General features: G+C 64.7%; 14 protein-coding genes. 8 read left to right on the top strand and 6 right to left on the bottom strand.

Annotated elements, in window-relative coordinates; all coding sequences use genetic code 11:
* The first annotated feature begins 275 nt into the window (after window positions 1–275).
* Window positions 276–794 (top strand): prepilin-type N-terminal cleavage/methylation domain-containing protein, encoded by a 519-nt coding sequence (locus tag IIB36_07655; protein ID MCH7531632.1) that lies wholly within the window; start codon window positions 276–278, stop codon window positions 792–794.
* Here IIB36_07655 and IIB36_07650 read toward each other — a convergent pair.
* The gene (locus IIB36_07650; protein MCH7531631.1) at window positions 749–895 is read right to left on the bottom strand and encodes a hypothetical protein; all 147 of its coding nucleotides are present in this window, start codon (window positions 893–895) and stop codon (window positions 749–751) included. The two genes, IIB36_07655 and IIB36_07650, sit on opposite strands and share 46 nt — an antisense overlap.
* A 270-nt stretch (window positions 896–1,165) precedes the next feature.
* Between IIB36_07650 and IIB36_07645 the strand changes: the two genes are divergently transcribed.
* Window positions 1,166–2,134 carry an acetamidase/formamidase family protein gene (locus tag IIB36_07645; protein ID MCH7531630.1) on the top strand — a complete coding sequence of 323 codons (969 nt, stop codon included), beginning with the start codon at window positions 1,166–1,168 and terminating at the stop codon, window positions 2,132–2,134.
* Window positions 2,135–2,182: 48 nt separating this feature from the next.
* Here the strand turns inward: IIB36_07645 and IIB36_07640 are convergent, their stop codons facing one another.
* The gene (locus IIB36_07640; protein MCH7531629.1) at window positions 2,183–2,860 is read right to left on the bottom strand and encodes a class I SAM-dependent methyltransferase; all 678 of its coding nucleotides are present in this window, start codon (window positions 2,858–2,860) and stop codon (window positions 2,183–2,185) included.
* A gap of 167 nt (window positions 2,861–3,027) precedes the next feature.
* Here IIB36_07640 and IIB36_07635 point away from each other — a divergent pair, with 167 nt between their 5' ends.
* The 4 genes from IIB36_07635 (at window position 3,028) to IIB36_07620 (ending at window position 10,817) form a co-directional block, all read left to right on the top strand.
* Window positions 3,028–5,985: a hypothetical protein gene (locus IIB36_07635; protein MCH7531628.1), complete on the top strand. Its 2,958-nt coding sequence runs from the start codon at window positions 3,028–3,030 to the stop codon at window positions 5,983–5,985.
* Window positions 5,982–8,759 (top strand): hypothetical protein, encoded by a 2,778-nt coding sequence (locus IIB36_07630; GenBank protein ID MCH7531627.1) that lies wholly within the window; start codon window positions 5,982–5,984, stop codon window positions 8,757–8,759. The genes IIB36_07635 and IIB36_07630 overlap by 4 nt, the downstream gene beginning before the upstream one ends.
* Before the next feature lie 79 nt (window positions 8,760–8,838).
* A complete protein-coding gene (locus IIB36_07625; protein ID MCH7531626.1) occupies window positions 8,839–10,179 on the top strand; it encodes a hypothetical protein in 1,341 nt (446 codons plus the stop codon).
* A gap of 92 nt (window positions 10,180–10,271) precedes the next feature.
* Entirely contained in the window at window positions 10,272–10,817 is a 546-nt protein-coding gene (locus IIB36_07620; GenBank protein MCH7531625.1) for a hypothetical protein, read from the top strand.
* Window positions 10,818–10,847: 30 nt separating this feature from the next.
* Here IIB36_07620 and IIB36_07615 read toward each other — a convergent pair whose 3' ends face one another.
* Window positions 10,848–13,274 (bottom strand): fused MFS/spermidine synthase, encoded by a 2,427-nt coding sequence (locus tag IIB36_07615; protein ID MCH7531624.1) that lies wholly within the window; start codon window positions 13,272–13,274, stop codon window positions 10,848–10,850.
* A 132-nt stretch (window positions 13,275–13,406) separates the two neighbouring features.
* On the opposite strand from IIB36_07615, the gene IIB36_07610 reads away from it, so the two are divergent.
* Both IIB36_07610 and IIB36_07605 read left to right on the top strand, forming a co-directional pair.
* Window positions 13,407–15,083 (top strand): multicopper oxidase family protein, encoded by a 1,677-nt coding sequence (locus IIB36_07610; protein MCH7531623.1) that lies wholly within the window; start codon window positions 13,407–13,409, stop codon window positions 15,081–15,083.
* Between the two features lie 25 nt (window positions 15,084–15,108).
* A complete protein-coding gene (locus IIB36_07605) occupies window positions 15,109–15,558 on the top strand; it encodes a hypothetical protein (GenBank protein ID MCH7531622.1) in 450 nt (149 codons plus the stop codon).
* On the opposite strand, the gene IIB36_07600 is transcribed toward IIB36_07605, so the two are convergent.
* The 3 genes from IIB36_07600 to IIB36_07590 are packed head-to-tail and all read right to left on the bottom strand — an operon-like array spanning window position 15,555 to window position 19,576.
* A complete protein-coding gene (locus IIB36_07600; GenBank protein MCH7531621.1) occupies window positions 15,555–17,396 on the bottom strand; it encodes a tetratricopeptide repeat protein in 1,842 nt (613 codons plus the stop codon). The two genes, IIB36_07605 and IIB36_07600, sit on opposite strands and share 4 nt — an antisense overlap.
* A 36-nt stretch (window positions 17,397–17,432) precedes the next feature.
* The gene (locus tag IIB36_07595) at window positions 17,433–18,434 is read right to left on the bottom strand and encodes a sugar phosphate isomerase/epimerase (protein MCH7531620.1); all 1,002 of its coding nucleotides are present in this window, start codon (window positions 18,432–18,434) and stop codon (window positions 17,433–17,435) included.
* Complete coding sequence (locus tag IIB36_07590; GenBank protein ID MCH7531619.1) at window positions 18,431–19,576, bottom strand: Gfo/Idh/MocA family oxidoreductase; 1,146 nt, start codon at window positions 19,574–19,576, stop codon at window positions 18,431–18,433. The genes IIB36_07595 and IIB36_07590 overlap by 4 nt, the downstream gene beginning before the upstream one ends.
* Window positions 19,577–19,586 lie beyond the last annotated feature (10 nt).

Here is a 19,586-nt window from a genome sequence, read left to right as displayed (position 1 = left end):
CTAGGCGTCTACCTGCTGATCATGAAGATCCTTGGAGATCCCTAACCGCTGCTGACTGCGACTGTTTTGATCTGGATCGCTGGGTTGAACATGCTGACGATCGGCATCCTTTCTGACGGAGTTCGGTGTGACCGTCTCCGCAGGGTCCGTAGACTTATGGGTGCCGATTCGGATTGTAACTCTTTCACAACCAGCGGTTACCGTCGGGTTGATTCAGGGAGGCTCGACCAGAAGCGTCACGATCCTTCCGATGGGTCAGATCAATTAGGAGTTCGATGATACAGACCCTGAGAAGCACCAAGCGACAGGGATTCACGATGGTCGAGATCCTCGTCGCCCTCGTCATCTTGACCGTGGGGATTCTGGCCCTTGGTCTCTTGTCGGGGCAACTCAACACGCAGACCAGCATCTCCGATACCGCCATCGATCAGAGCGCCGCACTGCGATCTGCGCTCGAGGAGATCAGGACAACCAACTTCGGGGATGTGTCGAACGGCTCCGTCACCTACGACGCCTACCAGGTGACTTGGACGATCACGTCGTCGTCGAGCAACTACAAAGAGATCCAGATCGTCACGGTCGGGCCGGGTCTGTCCGACGGCGTGATCCTCAAGGAAGTGTCGCATACGTTCATGTGCCGGTTACTCGCGCGTGGGAGCGTGCAGTGCTCCGGTGGCAACGTGATCGACGACGAGTACGATGCGGACGACGACGACGATCTCGACGCCGTCGGAGCTATTGCGGTGGCTCAGCGAAGTGGAAGCTCCACGACCGAGCGTGCATGCTCGTCGTAGACCAGCGAAGCCGGCGGGGGGTTCTCGAGGATGAAATCCGCGTCGGTGGCCGTGAGCCCTCGGATGAACTCGTTGAGCGGACCGTACTGGCTGTGGTCCATGGTGTCCTCCCCCTGCTCGAACGTGTCCCCATGCAGGTACGAACGCTCCCAGCATGACCGCGGATATCGGATAGGCGAGACTACTCGCGAACAGCATCAACGTTATCAGGAGAGAGGCCAGACCGCGTCCACCGTCGATCGCGTACGCCAGGATGCCGGACGTTCTTCCTCAAGCTTGGACACGTCTGAAGGCCGTGAGTCTCGCCTCGCTCACCTCCAGTCCTCACATTGGGCGACTCGACGATTCGCTCAACCTCGGAGGACTTCACCGTGCGTATCCGCGCCAAGTTCTTGCTTGCCGCCGCGTACTTCGCGGTTCCAGTGGCGGCCCAAGACACGCTCCGCTTCGAGCCGACCGTCGGGTATGCGACGGTAGCCGTACGCGAACCGGTCGCGACGATTCGGCCGGGCACCGTGCTCATCTCACGGACCAACCACGGCGCCTATTACGATCCGGGCGGCGGCGCCTTCCCCGGTGAGGTCGGCCCGTTCTACATCGAGGGCGCTACCACCAACGACGTCCTGGTGATCGAGGTGCTGAGGGTACGCCCGAACCACGACCTGGCGGCCGCACAGCTCTACACCGACTTCGGCGGCCTCGCCACCGACAGTCGGCTGCGTTTGCTCAACGACCCGATCGACGCACGCCGGTACGAGTGGAGGATCGACACCGACGCGATGACCGGCACGGTCGATCTCCCCGACTCGGAGATGAGCCAGATCACTATCGAGCTGAGGCCGATGCTCGGCCGACTCTCCGTGGCACCGGCGAACGGCGAGGTGTTCACCGGCCTTTGGCCCGGCAACTTCGGCGGCAACATGGACGCACCAGAGGTGCGCGAGGGCACGACGGTCTATCTGCCGATCTTCAACGACGGCGCCTATTTCTACTTCGGGGACGGGCACGCGAGGCAAGGCGAAGGCGAGGTGAACGGCACCGGCCTCGAGACGTCGATGGACGTCACACTGCGCATCGATCTCATCAAGAACCAGACGATCGCGTGGCCGCGCTTCGAGGACGACACGCACATCATGGTCGCCGGAAGCGCACGGCCGCTCATCGACGCCTTCCGTCTCGCGCACGTCGAGCTGATCGAGTGGCTCGTGGACGACTACGGCTTCGGAAAGTGGGACGCGTACATGCTCGTCGGGCAGCTCGGCGAGAGCACCGTCGCCAACATCGTCGACCCCATCTACACGGTTGTGGCGAAGTTCCCCAAAGAGCACCTGCCGAGGTAGTGCCCGGTGGGCCGCTCGTCTCGGGCGCACACTCCCACCCTCGGGCTCCTACGCCGGGCGCCGCCCCACCACCACCGCCATGTGCCGGTGCCGCCACGTGCACTCCGCCTCGAAGCCCGCCGCCGCCATGGCCGCGAGCTCGTCTTCCAGCGGGAGGTACGTGTCCTCCTCGGCCCACGCATCGAAGTGGCGCCACGCGTCGGCCTCCTCGATGCCTGAAGCGACCATGTGGTCCGCCCACGCTCGGTACGTCGCGTCCCGCGCCTCGGGCTCCACCGGCATCGTGGCGTCCGCGTTCACCAGGACTCCTCCACACCACAGCGCCCCGAAGATCCGCTCGTAGAGCGCACGCTTCTCGTCGAGCGTGGCGATGTGGTGCAGCGACAACGAGGCCGCCACGGCATCGCACGAAGGGAGCGGGTCCAGGAAGGACCGCTCACGAAAACGGGCACGCCACCCGAACGGCTGCAGCCGCTCCCTCGCCCGATCGAGCATCTCGGCGTCCACGTCGAGCAACTCGACCTGTCCCACGCCTTCCTGTCTCAGCAAAGTCTGGGAAAGCGCACCCGTGCCGGCCCCGAGGTCCAGTACCAGGCCCGGCCGGATCGACGCTACCGCGCTGGCGGCAGCGTCCAACATGGCCTCGTATCCGGGAATGAAGCTCCGAATCGCGGCATCGTACGCGTCGACCTCGACGCGCAGGTGCTTGCGGACACTGTGAGACATGCCGTCAGACTCTGGGCGACCTCGATCGCAGTCAACCGGGAGTGCCGAGCGCCTACGCTTACACGGCAGCACCCCCCCTCCCTTGCGGGTCCTTTATAGTGCACCGATACACACCAAGTACGCCGGCACCCGTCGGCCACGCATCTCAATGAGGCACAGGGGGTTCCATGTCGCGCACGATCCGTCGTCTGGGTTGGACAATGCTCGGTCTGTTGGTCCTGACTCCGACCGTCGCGGTCGCACAGTCAAGCGGCGATCAGGCCATCGATGAGGAGTACACGCGACTCATTCTCGAGCACACACAAGACGACCGCATTCTCACCGAGCTGGTCGACCACCTGCCGGCCTCGGAGACGGTCCCCACACCGCTCGACTTCCACGGTAGGATCGTCGGGACTCCAGACGAGCTCACATACGCCGGCGACATCCATCGCTACCTACGCGCGATCGCGGACGCGTCGCCTCGCGCGACCGTATGGTCGATCGGACAGACCGAGGAGGGTCGGGAAATGATCCTCATGGCGATCGCCGATGAAGAGACGATCGCGAACCTGGACCTGTACAAGGGATACCTGCAGGAACTCACGGACCCGCGCGCAACTTCGGAGGAGCGAGCCCAGCAACTCATCAAGGACGTCGCCAAACCCATCTATTGGCTGACGTCCGGCATGCACTCCACGGAAAACGGCGGACCCGAGATGCTGCAGGAGCTCGCGTACCGCCTGGTCGTCGAGGACACGGAGTTCATCCAAGGGATCCGCGACAACATCGTCACCTTCATCACTCCGGTCATCGAGGTGGACGGCCGCGAGAAGCAGGTCGATACGTACTACTTCAACAAGGATCGACCGGAAGGCGAGGCCCGACTCCCGCTCATGTACTGGGGCAAGTACGTCGCGCACGACAACAACCGCGACGCGATGGGCCAGATGCTCGCGCTCACGAAGAACGTGACCGCGGTCCAGCTCGAGTGGGCGCCGACCATCATGCACGACCTGCACGAGGCGCAGAATTACCTCTACACGTCGACCGGCACCGGGCCCTACAACGAGGCCCTCGACGCGATCACGATCACGGAGTGGTGGATTCTTGCCGAAAACGACGTGCTCGAGATGACCAAGCGCGACGTGCCCGGCGTTTGGACGTACAGCTTCTACGACGGCTGGACGCCGAACTACATGTTCTCCATCGCGCATAGCCACAACGCGATCGGGCGCTTCTATGAAGTCGCGAGCTATGGGCCGCAGAATCGTACGCTCACCGTAGGCAGCACCACGACGAGTCGCGAGTGGTTCCGGCCGAACCCCCCACTTCCGACCATCGAGTGGGGCCCCAGGAACAACACCAACATCCAGCAATCAGCCGTTCTGTTCTCACTCAAATACACTGCGGATCACCGCGAGATGTTCCTCGACAACTACTGGCTGAAGAACAAGCGCTCTATAAGAAAGGGCGTCGACGGACCGATCAACGCCTGGGTCATCCCATCCGGCCAGCGCAGGGCCTCCGATGCGGTGGACGCCGTGAACGAGCTCATGCGGCAGGGCCTCGAGATCCACCGCGCGGACGACTCGTTCGAAGCGGGCGGTGTCGAGGTCCAAGCCGGTGACTACTTGATCCGTGCGGACCAGCCGTTCCGTACGCTGGCCGACATGTACCTCTCCTTGCAGCAGTTCTCGCTCGACAACCCACGCCCGTACGACGATACGGGCTGGACCTTCCAGCTCATGCGCAACGTCGAGATCGTCGAGATCGAGGACCCAGAGGTCCTGGAAAAGGACATGACGCTGCTCACCTCAGCGGCGCGCGCTCCGGGCGGGATCTCGGGTGGCGGCAGCACGGTGGTGGTGGACCACACGACGGACAACAACCTCATGGCGTTCCGCTATCGGCACACCGATGTACGCATGCTCGCGGCCGAAGAGGAGTTCGAGATGGACGGCCGCACCTTCAGCGCGGGCACGTTCATCATCCCTGACGCGAACCGCGCCGTGCTCGAGGCGAGCCTCGCGGAGCTGGGCCTCCAAGGCCACGGTACGAGCGACATGCCGGACGTCGCGACGCACGAACTGGATGTTCCGCGTATCGCTTTCCTACACGCTTGGCGTCGCACGCAGGACGAGGGCTGGGTACGCGGCGCACTCGACCACTACGGCGTGCCGTACGACTACTTCGCCGACAAGCTCGTCGCGGAGGGCAACCTACGTGCACGGTACGATGTCATCATCTACCCACACGTCGGCGGCAACGCACAGTCCCACGTGAATGGCTTCGCCATGACGGGCGATCTCCCGCTTCCGTACCGGAAGAGCGAGCAGACACCCAACCTGGGCGGCATCGACGAGAGCGACGACATCCGGGGCGGCATGGGGTTGGAAGGTCTGGTCGAGCTCGCCAACTTCGTGCGCGAGGGGGGTCTGCTGCTCGTCGAGGGCTCGACCTCGTCGATCATGCCGGAGTACGGCGTGACGACCGGTGTGAACGTCGAGAGCCCCAGTGGACTGACAGCTCCTGGTTCAATCCACCGAGGCATCATCGCAGACAAGACGAGCCCGATCGCCTATGGCTACGAAGGTGACCAACTGCCGGTGTACTTCAAGAACGACCTCGTGCTTTCCACGGGCGGCGGCCGAGGGGGCCGAGGCTTCGGCCGTGGCGGCGGTGACTGGCAGAACACCACGCCGATGGCGAGGCGGCCGACGCTATCCGACTACGACAACCCCGACGAGACGGCAGGGCTGCGGGGCAGCGGCGGCGGTCGTGGTGGTCGTGGTGGTCGCGGAGGATTCGCTTTCGGTCGTGGCGGATTTGGTGGCGGCAGCAGCGGCAACGCACCACGAGTGATCATGCGCTTTCCACGGGACGCGGATCAGATTCTGCTCTCAGGCACGCTCCGGGGCGGAGAAGCGCTGGCCGGCACGGCGCAGGTGATCGACGCCCCGGTCGGCGACGGCCACGTGGTGATGTTCTCGATCCGGCCGTTCTGGCGCTGGCAGACCCAAGGAACCTTCTTCCTGGGATTCAACGCGATCTTGAACTGGAATGATCTCGATGCCGGTCGAGCCGACGCGGGCGATGAGCCGGTCACGTCACCGGGGGGTGGGACATCACGGAGTCCCACATGAAGGTCTACCGTCGCGTTCTGTCCCTCGGGGCCCTCCTGATCGGGCTGTCGCCAGCGACGCCCGCCGACCTCGTCGCTCAAACCCTCGAGCACGTGCTATCTGCCGTCGAGTACCGCGAGATCGGCCCGACGCGGCAGAGCGGCCGTTTCGTCGACATCGCGGTGCCGCACCAACAGCCGCACACGTTCTACATCGCCACGGCCTCGGGACACCTATGGAAGACCGCGAACCGCGGCATCTCCTTCGACGTGCTCTTCGACCAGGAAGACGTGTTTTCGATCGGCGCGATCGCGGTCGCTCCGTCCGACCCGAACGTGCTCTACCTGGGCTCCGGAGAAGCGAACAACTCACGCAGCAGCTACTGGGGCGACGGCGTCTACAAGTCCACGGACGCCGGTGAGACGTGGAGGAACGTCGGCCTCCCCGAGTCGCAGCACATCGGTCGCATCGTCATACATCCGACGAACTCCGACATTGCCTACGTCGCGGCACTCGGGCACCTCTACTCGGAGAACGACGAGCGCGGTCTGTACAAGACCACGAACGGCGGTGATAGCTGGCGGCGCGTTCTCGGGCCCCAGGTCGAGGGCCGTCGCATCGGCGTCGTGGACTTGGTCATGGACCCGACGAACTCCGACATCCTGTACGCCGCGAGCTACGACAAGGTGCGCCTGCCGTACACCTTCGATCTCGGCGGGCCGGGCAGCCGCCTCTACAAGACCACCGACGGCGGGGAGAACTGGATCCAGATCGGGCAGGGCCTGCCCGAGGGCATGCTCGGCCGCATCGGCGTCGACGTGTACGACGCGGATCCGAACATCCTGTACGTCACCATCGAGAACGCCAACAAGGCCGACATGTCGGACGAGGATCGCCGGCAGGAGCTGCTCGATCACCAGTCGTCCCGCGGCATGATCGGCGGTGAGGTCTACCGCTCGGACGATGGTGGCATCACTTGGGAACGCGCGAGCCCGGAGGGCGAATCGATCGGGGGTGGGCCGGCATATTACTACGGCCAAATCATCATCGACCCGAACGATTCCGACGTGGTACACGTCCTGTCCGCTTCGTCCTGGGGCACGTCGAACGGTGGAGAGACGTGGGAACGCCGGCCGCTGGGCTTCGGCGGCGACGACCACGCCCTTTGGATCAATCCGGACGACTCGCACCACATGATCCTCGGGTACGACCACGGCCTCGGCATCACGTACGACGGGGGAGAGAACTGGTACCACCCGGACTTCCAGTCGCTCGCTCAGTTCTACGCCATCGGCCTCGACGACTCCTACCCCTACCGCGTCGCCGGCGGCCTGCAGGACAACGGCTCGCACATGACGTACAACACCAACCCGGCCGGTGGACCCATCCGCTTCGAGATGTGGGACCGCGTCGGGGGCGGTGACGGCATGTACAACGAGTTCGACCGTTGTACGAACCGGTACCTGTACAACGAGTCGCAGTTCGGGCCGCTCTCGCGCCTGGACCTGTGGACTGGTGAGCGCAAGGGCATCCGGTATGAGGATGGGGACATGCGCTACAACTGGAACGCTCCTATTGTCGTAAGTCAGCACGACTGCGACGTGATCTATCACGCGGGCAACAAGGTCATGAAGTCCGAGTTCCGCGGTGAGAGCTGGGAGGTCATCAGCGAGGACCTCAGCAAGAACGACCCCGCCACGCTCACGACCGGCAAGGGCGGGGACGGCAACATCCAGTACGGCACCATCTCGTCTCTCGACGAGTCGCCGATCAAGGCGGGCCTGCTCTGGGCCGGCACCGATGACGGCAACGTCCATGTGACCCAGAACGACGGCGAGACGTGGACCGACGTCACCAACAACATCCCGAACAACCCGCACTACTGGGTGAGTCGCGTAGAGGCCTCGCATCACGACCTCGGCACCGCCTACGTCACATTCAGCGGATACCGGAACGACGACTTTCGCGCCTTCATCTACAAGACGACCGACTTCGGTGAGTCGTGGTCCGACATCTCGAACAACTTGCCCGACGGCCCCATCAACGTCGTGCGTGAACACCACGCAAACCCCGACCTGCTCTTCGTGGGCACCGAGTTTCAGGTCTTCGCTTCGATCGACGGCGGCGAGAGTTGGGCGAGCATGAAGGGTGACATGCCCACCACTCCAGTGCACGACATCAAGATCCACGCTCGCGAGAACGACCTCGTGGTCGGCACCCACGGGCGCGGCATCTACATCGCCGACATCGCACCGCTAGCGGAGATGACCGAGGATCTGCTCGCGATGGACGTGCACTTCTTCCAACCGGAGTCGAAGGTCCGTTGGATCGCACCCGACTTCACCAACTACAGTTCATCGAACTTCGAGGGCGAGAGCGAGCCGCTGGATATCTCGCTCTACTACTACCTGTCGGACGATGTCGACGAGGACATCACCTTCACGGTGTATCAGGGGCGGTTCCCGATCTACGAGCTCGAGGGAGACGGCGCAGCCGGCCTGCACCGCGTCGCTTGGAACATGCAGAAGCGCCTCGAACGCACCGCGGAAGAACAAGAGAGCGCGCGCTCAGACAGCGGTCGCGGCGGTCGCGGTGGTCGCGGCGGCCGTGGCGGTGGCTTCGGTGGTCGCCGTCGTGGTCGCGGCAACACCGGAATCTCCGCCGAAGACCGTATCCGCTTCGAGTTCAGCGAGGCACCGGTCGGTGAGTATCGGGTCGTCATGACCGTCGGTGACCAGATGTTCGAGCACACCGTCTCGATCCTCAAAGACGAGTGGTGGCAGCAGCGACGGTAGGGCATCTGCCCGGTTGCCATCACCGGTCGTAGGTCGTCACCTTTCACCGTCCAGACCACCACTGCCACCTGAGGTCACTATGTCGTTGAAGCGCCTTTCGCTTGTAGTACTGTCGCTCGCCGTCGGCGCGCCGCTCGCCGCCCAAGCTGTCCCGTGGTCGCCGCTCAAGCGCGGCAGCGACAACGTGGAGGTGCTCGGACACCTCCCGCTCGGCCCCCGCCTCTCCGTGGCGGACATGGACGTCGAGCAAGAGATGCATCGGCCGTACGCCTATGTCGCGCGCTTCGCCTATGGCGGGCAGGGCGGCAAGGGCACCGACATCATCAGCATCGAGGACCCGGAGAACCCGCAGCTTCTCTACGAGTGGAGAATCGAGAATCAAGACCTCCACCAAGGCAACGGCGGCATGGACGTCAAGCACTTCAAATGGAACGACCGCTATTACCTGGTTCAGTCGCTGCAGTTTGGGCAAGGCGGTCCGAACAACGACCTCGGTGCGGTGATCCTCGACGTGACCGGCCTACCGGATCCGTCGACGGTCCACGAAGTGGCTCGCATTCGCGAGCCGGAGATGCCCGGCGGTTTCCACAACATCTTCATCTACAAGCACTCGAACGACCGCGTCTACCTCTTCACGACGGCCCGTGCCCCCGGCGCGCTGATCTACGATCTCGGCATGATCGTGGAGGGAGATCTCGAGAACGCGCGCGTCGGCATGGTGCCGATCCCGGAGAGTGCGGTAGGAAGTGGCGACAGCCGCAGCTATCACGACTTCTACGTCGGCTACCACCCCGACAGTGGCGAGGACCGCTTCTACGGGGGCGGCACGGGAGGCTACTACATCTACGACGTGTCGGATATCGAGAACAACGAGCTACGCATCACGCTGACCGGGATCTCCGGGATCAGCCGCGGCCACACCTTCACGCCCAGCCCCGACGGCCGATACGTGATCGCAGAGACCGAATACCAGTACGCGCCGCTACGAATCTTCGACCTGCAGCCGGCGCTCGACGGAGAACAGATCAACATCCGCAATCCGATATCGGCGTTCACCGCCGACTGGCGGCATCTGGTGCACAACCACGAGGTGCGCTGGCCGTACGTCTTCGTGTCGAGCTACCTCGATGGGCTGCAGATCTTCAACCTGCAGGATCCCCTCAATCCGGTCACGGTGGGTTACTACGACACGTACATCGGCCCGGCGAACACCGACCGGTACTCGCAGTTCAACGGTGCCTTCGGAGTCGACGTGCGCAACGCGGACGGCCTGATCCTGATCAGTGACATGTCGACAGGCCTCTGGACCATGAGGATGGACGGGTTCCAGGGGTGGAACGGCGAGGATTGGGGCTTCCCCAACATCTCGTCCGCTCAGGACTGGGATAGGCCCGTGGTGAAGCGCCCGATCAGCCAGTAGGAGCCCGATAGCCTTGTCGGCGCACCGGCCGCCGGCTAGGCTCGACATGTAGCGTGTCCCGCTTCCATCGTGCCACACCTCGGAGCTCGATCGTGCTCCCCACCATACTGGCGATCTTCGCGATCGCATCACCGACATCCGTGACCATCTGGGACGGCGGGCCGGGGTTGTGCACGCCCGACGAGGGGCCGGCATACTACGCACTCGAATTGCTCACGACCAGGAACATCCCAGGCACGGGCGTCGCCAGGGCCACCGCTGAAGTGTCGCTCCCGTCGGCGTCCCCGTTCTCGGTCGCGCTCACCACCGACGGCAGCTACGCGTACGACGTGAGCGTGTCGCTCGAGCGCATGAGAGCGCCGCGCCAAGGCCGCCTGGTCGCGTGGGTCACGACGCGGGAGCTCGATCACGTCGAGCGCATCGGCGCACTCGACGACAGCCTCCGGGCCTCCGGCTCCGTGAGTTGGAACAAGTTCATCGTGCTCGTCACGCTCGAGTCCAGCGACGACCCGAACCAGGAGATGTGGGCCGGCCCCGTCGTCTTCCGCGGCATGTCACGCAGTGGGATGATGCACACGATGGTCGGGCATGGCGCGCTCGCGCAGGAGAACTGCGCGGCGTACGGCTACGGAAACTAGCCGGAACGGCCCGCCCGGCCCGAGCGCGCCTCAGTAGCGCATGATCTGCTTCAGCGCATCCAACCGTCCGACTGAACCCGTGAACAACTCGTCCGGGAAGCGTCTGAACTCGAGCAGCTCGGCGTAGATATCCCCGGCGATGTACTGGTTCAGTCCTAGCCCTGCCAGGTACATCAAACGCAGGTTCCGGTCCCGGTTCACGATCGCATCCTCGAGCCAGGGAGCCAGGTCGCTGGCACCTGCCGTGTACGTCGTGAGCAAGTCGAGCGCACGCGGGAAGCCGGCCTGGGCGAGCGACATGGCGACCCCCTCGTTTTCGGGGGCCTGTAGTCGGTCCACGAACTGGTCGACATCGACGGAGATCCCGCCATTCTTCGCAGCGAGCACGACGTCATAGCCTTCACCGTTGTACGTGTTGCCCCATACGGTGCCATCCGGAAAGGCCTCGAAGAAGGTCGCCATCTCGCTCTTCACGGCCGCCGCATTGGTCTCGTACAACGGGACCCACTGGGTAATCACACCACCGGGATTCAGGTGCGCCCGAGCCAGATCGAAGTATTCGGCGCTATAAAGCGCCGCCGCGCCCTTCATCCACGGGTGGATCGGGTCCGAGGTGATGAGGTCGAAGGTTTCGTCCGTCGTGAGAAGGAAGTGACGTGCGTCGTCGTGCACCACCTCGACCCGGGGATCCGAGAGGACGTCGTTGTTGACCTCGGTGAAGTAACTCGACGCCTCCTCGGTGATGAGCGGCTCGATTTCGGCGATCACGATTCGCGCGATGCCCGGATAGGTGACGAACGTGCCGGCGGTCACCCCCGCTCCGAAGCCGACGACGAGGACCGTCTTGGGGTCGTCGTGTAGCAGTGCGGTGAGGTGACCGAGCATGCCCTGCAACCGCATGTCCTGCGGCTCGGTCGAGGCCACGACCTTGCCTCCCACGTGGAGATTGCGAACGCCGTTGTCGAGCTCGGTCACCGAAATCGACGAATTCCGACCCTCCCCGAGATAGAGCGTGTTCGGCTGTTCGTACGTGGGCGCGTAGCGTCCGTACGCTACCAGGACCGGCGGAATCGGTGGCACCAGCAACGCGAGAACGGCGACCACAGCGACTACGAGCTGCACCATCACTACCGGACCCGCCCGCCCCCGGTCGGAGCCGAGGAATCGCGGGGCGACCAGGACCAGCGCCGCCACAGCGGCCAGCACAATCAGCAGCCGCTGAGCGTTCTGCGTCCCCAGCAAAGGGATGAGGATCACGCCGAAGCCCAGGGCCCCCACGATCGCACCAACTGTATTCGATGCATAGACGCCCCCCATCAGCTCGCCCGGGTCCTGTCCCTCATCGGCGACCGACGCGACCGCCAGCGGGAAACTGGCACCCCAGAAGAGCGGCGCCGGAGTCAGCGCCCATACCGCCCGTGCCAGGTCGAGCTGGAAGACTGGCACGGGGCCTTGGGCGATGGACGGGTTGATCGGCCAATACGGTAGTTGGGCGGCCATCGCCCACGCCGTCCAGGCGATCCCGAGCAGCGCGCCGACCTGGCACACCGCGAACGCGATCCGCGGATTCGGAGACGTGCGAGACACGTAGGAGCCCGCGATGCTTCCTACACCGAGCGCGGCCAGGAATACCGCGAGGATGATCGAGAACGTATACGTGGTTGCCCCGAGCATGAGCCCCATGAGCCGAGTCCACACCACCTCCGCTCCCAACGCCGTGAGCCCCGAGAGAGCGATCGCCAGCAGCACGGCGCGGTGGCTGACCGCGAAGACCGGAACGGTCTCATCCGACGGGCGTTCGCTCGCCTCGTGCGTGGCGTATCGAGACAGCCCGGCCGCGAGCGCAGCGACAGCCACGTTGAGGAAGAGTGCAACAAACGTGGCTACGACGATGTCGAACTCGCGCAGCAGATAAAATCCCGCGAGCAAGCACCCGAGCACCGCACCCGCGATGTTGCCGCCGTAGAAGAAGCCCATCCAGGACACGCCCACCGGGGTCGTCGTCACGTAGCGCGAGATCGCCGGTAGCGTCGCGCCCATGAGCACCGTGGGAGGGATCAGCAGAAGACCGGCCAACGCCGCGCGGAACAGAACGCTCCCCAGGCCACTCGGTGCGACGCTCACGTAGGCGCCCCCGACGAGCGGGATCAGCGCCAAAAGAAGAAGCCCCAGTGCGCCGATCGCGAGCTCGAGCGTAGCGTACACGCGCAGGGGGTGCCGATGCATCGGCACGTACTTGGGCAACGCAAGACTGCCCAGACACATGCCGCCCATGAACGAGCCCAGCAGCACGCCCAGCGATACACCGGTCGACCCGATGACGAGCTGCAGCATCTGGAACCAGACGATCTCGTAGATGAGGGCGGCGCAGCCGCTGCCAACGAATAACAGGAGAAGGACCGGCAGGAACGGCGTCGTCGTCCGTTCGGTAGCCCCGTTTTCCGTCGCGTCCGTCATATCATGACCTTTCAGAAACGTCTTGCCCGCCCGCAACCCTCCGAAGACCTTCCGGGCTGCTCGTGGAAGACCGCGAACCGTTCACCGATTGCCGTTCACCAACCTGCTAGGACACCGGAGAAGCCGATCCCGATGAGACGGACCGCAGCAACTTGGCTGGCATCTGTGTGGATCGCGACTCTTCCCGGCCCGCTCACCGCCCAGCACGACGTGGACAGAAGCGCGATGGATGGTACCTGGAGAATGGTCCCGATGGATACGAACATGCCGGTGTTGCCCGGTCTGGAAGGCGCGGTGCCGGTCGTCGGGCCGTTCCTTCCGGGCATCGGCGTGGACGCTTCCACGCTCCCGGAGGCCCAGCCCTCCCAAGTCGTAACGATGTCCGACGGGGACACGCTCGAAATCTCGGTGTCGATGGTGCGCCGCACTCTCGCGGGTCACGAGTTGGTGATGTTCGGCTACAACGGCCAATATCCCGGCCCCCTCATCAAGGCCCCCAAGGGGGCCACGCTCGTCGTCCGCGTGACGAACGAGATCCAGATGCCCACTACGATCCACTGGCACGGGATCCGGATCGACAACCGCTTCGACGGTGTGCCTGGAGTCACACAGGCCGCGATACAGCGCGGTGAGAGCTTCACCTATCAAGTGAAGCTCCCGGACTCGGGAATGTTCTGGTACCACCCGCACACGCGCGAGGACGTGCAGCAGGATCTCGGACTGTTCGGCAATCTGCTCGTCACCTCACCCGATCCTGATTACTACGGCCCGGCCCACCGGGAAGAGGTCTTCGTCCTGGATGACATTCTCATGGACGAGCAGGGTGCGATCCCCTGGGGTGAGAGCGCGCCGACGCATGCTCTCATGGGGCGCTTCGGCAACGTCATGATGGTGAACGGACAGACCGATCACCGCCTGACCGTTCAGCGAGGCGAGGTGATCCGTTTCTTCCTCACGAACGTCGCCAACTCACGGACGTTCAACGTCACCTTCGGTGGGAACCCCCTGAAGATCGTCGCATCGGACATGGGCAGGTACGAACGAGAGATGTGGATCAACTCGGTGGTCATCGCTCCCGCGGAACGGTACGTGGTCGATGTACGTTTCGACGATCCTGGCGAGGTTGCGATCTCCAACACGATCCAGGCGATCAACCACTTCAGGGGCGAGTTCTACCCGCACGTCGACACGCTTTCGATGGTGACGGTGTCGGAGGCGGCTGCGGACCCCGTGATCTCCGAAGCCTTCGAAACGCTACGGGAACACAGCGACGTGATCGCGGACATCGACCGTTTCCGGCCGTTCTTCGGCAGGGAGCCCGACCACGAGCTGGAGACGACGCTTCGTGTCCGCGACCTACCCCAGTCGATCGTGCTCGCCATGGAAGCGGACACCCTCTTCTATCCGCCCATCGAGTGGAACGACGGCATGCCGATGGTGAATTGGCTCTCCACGGGCGAGCAGGTGACCTGGGTACTGCGGGATCGCGACACCGGCGCGGAGAACGGAGACATCGATTGGCGCTTCGCCGTGGGCGACGTCGTGAAGATCCGGATCTTCAACACTCCCGACTCGTTCCACCCGATGCACCACCCCATCCACATCCACGGACAGCGCTTTCTCGTGCTCTCGATGGACGGGGTGGAAAGCCAGAACCTGGTCTGGAAGGACACGGCGATTGTGCCCGTCGGCTCGACCATGGACATCCTGGTCGAGATGTCCAACCCGGGGGAGTGGATGCTCCACTGCCATATCGCTGAGCATCTGCACGCGGGCATGATGTTCAGCTTCACGGTGGCGGGGCAGTGACGAGCCGTTCTAGGGAGCCGCGACGGTGAACCGGACCGTGAAGGTCGCTCTCGGTGTCGGGCTGGCACTCGGCACCATCACCATCGTCTACTTCGGTGGACAAAGCATCCTCGCACAGCAGCGCATCTCGGACGAGATCGCACGCCTGCGCGACGACCTCTATCTAGCCCGGGTCACCGCCGACCGCTGTCAGCGCTCGCTCGCCAGCGGCGCAAGCGAGCTGCACGCGTTCGATGCCCGGCTGGACTCGATGCGCTCCCGGATCGACAGCTTCGAAGCCCTCGACGCCCGTGGCGTAGCACTGGAGCAGTACCCGGCATATCTGGAGACCTTCACCGCGTACAACGACTCGGTCGACGGCTGGGGAGCTCGTGAGCGCCAGCTACGCGCGGCGGACACGTCGTGCCGGAATGTCATTCTGGAGCACAATTCCCTCCGCGACTCGCTGCAACAGGTCCTCGCAAAGCTGGACTAGTGTCCCGTCCCAATCGAGTCGAGGGTCGTCAGCTGGACGGTGAGCGAGTCGATCTGGGCCCTTTCCTCGTCGGTGCGGGCGCGCGCTCGTGCCGACTGCAGAGCCGCGTGCGCTGCATCCGGGTCACCCGCGCGAGCCCTGAGATCCGCGAGCCACGTCCACTGCTGCCACACATCTTCGCCGAGCTCGATCACGCGGCGTCGCGCGTCGGCTGCTTCGGCCCAACGCCCCTGCTGACTCAGCGCCCACGACATCAGGTGGTGGCTCACGCCGTTACCGGGCTGCAGCTCGAGCGCCGCGATGAGCGCCTGCTCGGTCCGCTCCGCGTCGCCCATTTGCGAGTAGACCACACCCAATAGGGCGGGCGCACTCGCGAAGTCGGGCGCCTCCCTCCACGCCTGCCGAAGCAGTCCCTCCGCTCCCCGAAGATTCCCCGCCGCAAGCAGCTTGCGCCCGATCTCCGTCGTGAGGCCGTAGTGCGCCCCCAGATTCGGGATCGCCTCGCGGTACGCGCGCAGCGCCTCGCTCTGACGGCCTTGGGCCATGTAGATGTCGCCCATGCGCCACTGGGAGCGGCCCGAGTGCGGGTAGTCGGAGATCAGCGTCTCGAACACCGTGCCGTCGTCGAGCCATGTCGGCGTGCGCGTCCAGGAGCGCCATCCCATCAGAGCAACGACGAGCGTAAGGGCGGCCAGCCCGACCTCCCGCCTGCGGCGCGTGAGGGACACGAGGAGCCATGCGAGGATCACCACCGCGCCAACGGACGGCAGGTAGAGCGTGCGTTCGCCCAGCAGAACGCCCGCGACGAAGAAGACGTGGGAGACCGGCGACACCGTGATCGCGAACCAGACCACCCCGAAGCCGAAAATCCGAGCCGAGGCGGAACGCGAAGACATCTCCGGTTGCCGCCAACTGAAGAGCGCACCTGCGAGGATGAGCAACACGAGCAACAGCCCGATCGTGTTCAGCGCATGAAACCCCGTCGATATCGGGATCACGGAAGGAGTGTAGTCCGAGGCGAGGTCGAGCGGGAAGACCATCAACCGCACGTAGTGCGTCCACACCTCCGCGAGCGTCCAGACTCGCGGGATCTCGAGCAGCAAGCGGGCGCCGGGCGCGACTTCTGGGTTCGCGACAGACCCGAGAACCTGCGCGCGGGCCGTGAGCATGACCGCCGCGACCACCGCCAGAGCCGCATAAGTTCGCCAGTGCTCGCGCACGTACTCGGGTAGGTCGGTGAAGTCCAGGCGACGACGCGCCGCGTCCACGAGGAAGATCACGCCGGGCAGCGTCACGGCACCTTCTTTCGCCCCGAACGCCAGACCGTAGAGCGCCGCGACCGCGAGCACACGCGACCACGACGACGGCCCGCGCAGATGGACCAGCAAGGCGAGCAGGAAGAAAGCCGTAGCCATCACCTCCGCGCCCCCGACCACGTTCGACACCGCCTCAACGTGCACCGGGTGCACCGCAAACAGCAGCCCTGCGGTAAAAGCGATCGGCACCGCTACCAGATGGGCAAGCACCAGCACCACGAGCAGCGTAACCAGACCGTGCCCAACGACGTTCACGGCGTGATAGAGCGCGGGGTTCTCCCCGGCCACCGCGTACTCGAGGCCCAGGAGCAGAGTGGTGGTCGGGCGCCACAGACCCAGCTCGAGCTCCCCGTCCTTGCCGTGCCAGTACGGCTTGAAGACCGCGCCGGGCAGCGTTTCGAGCGAGTGCAACTCCGTGTTGTCGAGGATGACGCGTGCGTCGTCGTACGCGAATCCGTTCACCAACGAGTTGGCGTACACGCTCACTGCGAGCGCGCCCGCAAGAAGCGCGGCGCTCGGCACGCTACTCAGCGGCGATGGAATCAGTGTCCGAACGAGTCAGCCCTCCGAGAACGCCGCGTCGAAGTCAGAGGAGGATGTCGGGAAGTCGATCGAGTGCACAAAATCGCACGCCTCCTCCGCACCGTGCTCCCGATCCATGCCCGTGTCCTCCCACTCCACCGAGAGCGGACCCCGGTATCCGATCCGGTTCAGCGCGCGCATCACCTCTTCGAACGGCACGTGCCCGCGACCGAGCGAGCGGAAGTCCCAGAACCGGTCGGGGTGCCCGAACGGCAAGTGTCCACCGAAGACGCCCGCGGCCGTCGGCGTGTCGGACCACCACACGTCCTTCATGTGCACGTGGTGGATCCGCTCCGCGAAACGGAGGATGAAGTCGACCACGTCGACGCCCTGGTACGCGAGGTGGCTCGGGTCGTAGTTGAAGCCGAACGCCTCGCGGCGGCCCAACGCCTGCAGTGCACGCTCGGCGGTTACGATGTCGTACGCGATCTCGGTCGGGTGCACTTCGAGAGCGAAGCGGACTCCTTCTTGGTCGAAGACGTCGAGAATCGGATTCCACCGGTCGGCGAAGTCCTGAAATCCCGCGTCGATCATTGCTTCGGATACCGGCGGGAAGGAGTACAGCAGATGCCAAATCGAGCTGCCGGTGAAGCCGTTTACGACCTCTACGCCGAGGTTGGACGCGGCCCGCGCCGTCAGCTTCATCTCGTCAGCAGCACGCTGCCGGACCCCCGCCGGATCGCCATCACCCCACACGTGCCCGGGCAGAATCGACTGGTGGCGCGCATCGATGACGTCACAGACAGCCTGCCCTACGAGGTGGTTGCTGATCGCCCACACGTCGAGTCCGTGGGACTGCAGCATCTCCCTCCGAGCCACGCAATAGCTCGGGTCTTCGGCCGCGCGCACGACGTCGAAGTGGTCACCCCAGCACGCGAGCTCGAGGCCATCGTACCCCCAGCCTGCTGCCTTCTCGGCGAGCTCGGTAAGCGGAAGATCGGCCCACTGGCCGGTGAACAACGTGACGGGTCTGCTCATGTCGCTCCTCCGGCCGCAGGCGGCGAATACGCCGCGTCGACCCACGCACCCCGCTGATCGCTGTCAACGGCCTTGTGGATGAAATGCACTCCGTGGGCTCCGTCCTGCACCGTGGGAAAGTCTCTGTCGAACGGTCCTTCCGCGTCGTCGCTCAGAGTACGTGCCACGTTGCGGTACACGTTCGCGAATGCCTCGATGAAGCCTTCCGGATGACCGCCCGGCAACCGAGTGTGCGCGCGCGCCCGCTCGGACAGCTCGTCGGTGCCGGGGAAGAGGATGTGCTCGGAACCGTTCGGCGCTACGAGTCGCAGCCGGTTCGGATCCTCCTGTGACCAGTCGAGTCCGCCCTCCGCCCCGTAGATGCGCAGGCGGAGGTGGTTGCGCTCCCCCGTACAAATTTGGGACGCGAAGAGCAGCCCCCGCACGTCGCCGTCGAGCTCGAGCAGTACGGTCGCGTCGTCGTCGAGCTCGCGGCCCTCGACCACGGTACCGAGATCGGCGAAGAGCCGCTGCACCTCGAGACCGGTCACGTACCGGACGAGGTTGTGGGCGTGCGAGCCGATGTCACCCAAGACCGCCGACACCCCGCCTCGCTCCGGGTCGATCCGCCACTCGGCCTGTTTCTGTCCTTCGGCCTCGAGCAGGGTAGCGAGCCATCCTTGGGAATACTCGACCACCACCTTTCGGATCTGACCGAGCGCCCCTGCCCTCACCCGCTCCCGGGCCTCCTTTACCATCGGATACCCGGTGTAGTTGTGGGTGACCGCGAAGACGAGATCGCGCTCCGCAGCTAACCGGCAGAGTTGCTCGGCGTCCTCTAGTGTGGTCGTCAGCGGTTTGTCGCAAATGACGTGGATGTCCTGCTCGAGGAAGGCCCGCGCCACGGGAAAGTGTAGGTGGTTGGGCGTGACGATCGACACCGCCTGGATCCGGCTTTCTTTCGGCAGGGCGCCCTCGGCCACAGCCATCTCGGAGTACGTCTCGTAGACCCGGTCCGGGGCCACCCCCAGCTCGTCGCCAGACTGGCGCGACTTGTCGAAGGCCGACGAGAAGGAGCCGGCCAAGAGCCGATACTCACCATCGAGCGCGGCCGCCATGCGGTGCACCGCTCCGATGAAGGCGCCTGGGCCCCCACCGACCATCCCGTAACGG

The organism is Gemmatimonadota bacterium, assembly GCA_022560615.1.
GTDB lineage: Bacteria > Gemmatimonadota > Gemmatimonadetes > Longimicrobiales > Gaopeijiaceae > UBA1138.
This window is presented reverse-complemented; position numbering and strand designations above follow the sequence as displayed.

Bases quoted from the DNA above. Each gene is read 5' to 3' on its own strand.
- IIB36_07655 (MCH7531632.1), top strand. From the start codon at position 276: ATGATACAGACCCTGAGAAGCACCAAGCGACAGGGATTCACGATGGTC.
- IIB36_07650 (MCH7531631.1), bottom strand. From the start codon at position 895: ATGGACCACAGCCAGTACGGTCCGCTCAACGAGTTCATCCGAGGGCTC.
- IIB36_07640 (MCH7531629.1), bottom strand. From the start codon at position 2,860: ATGTCTCACAGTGTCCGCAAGCACCTGCGCGTCGAGGTCGACGCGTAC.
- IIB36_07635 (MCH7531628.1), top strand. From the start codon at position 3,028: ATGTCGCGCACGATCCGTCGTCTGGGTTGGACAATGCTCGGTCTGTTG.
- IIB36_07630 (MCH7531627.1), top strand. From the start codon at position 5,982: ATGAAGGTCTACCGTCGCGTTCTGTCCCTCGGGGCCCTCCTGATCGGG.
- IIB36_07625 (MCH7531626.1), top strand. From the start codon at position 8,839: ATGTCGTTGAAGCGCCTTTCGCTTGTAGTACTGTCGCTCGCCGTCGGC.
- IIB36_07615 (MCH7531624.1), bottom strand. From the start codon at position 13,274: ATGACGGACGCGACGGAAAACGGGGCTACCGAACGGACGACGACGCCG.
- IIB36_07610 (MCH7531623.1), top strand. From the start codon at position 13,407: ATGAGACGGACCGCAGCAACTTGGCTGGCATCTGTGTGGATCGCGACT.
- IIB36_07595 (MCH7531620.1), bottom strand. From the start codon at position 18,434: ATGAGCAGACCCGTCACGTTGTTCACCGGCCAGTGGGCCGATCTTCCG.
- IIB36_07590 (MCH7531619.1), bottom strand. From the start codon at position 19,576: ATGGTCGGTGGGGGCCCAGGCGCCTTCATCGGAGCGGTGCACCGCATG.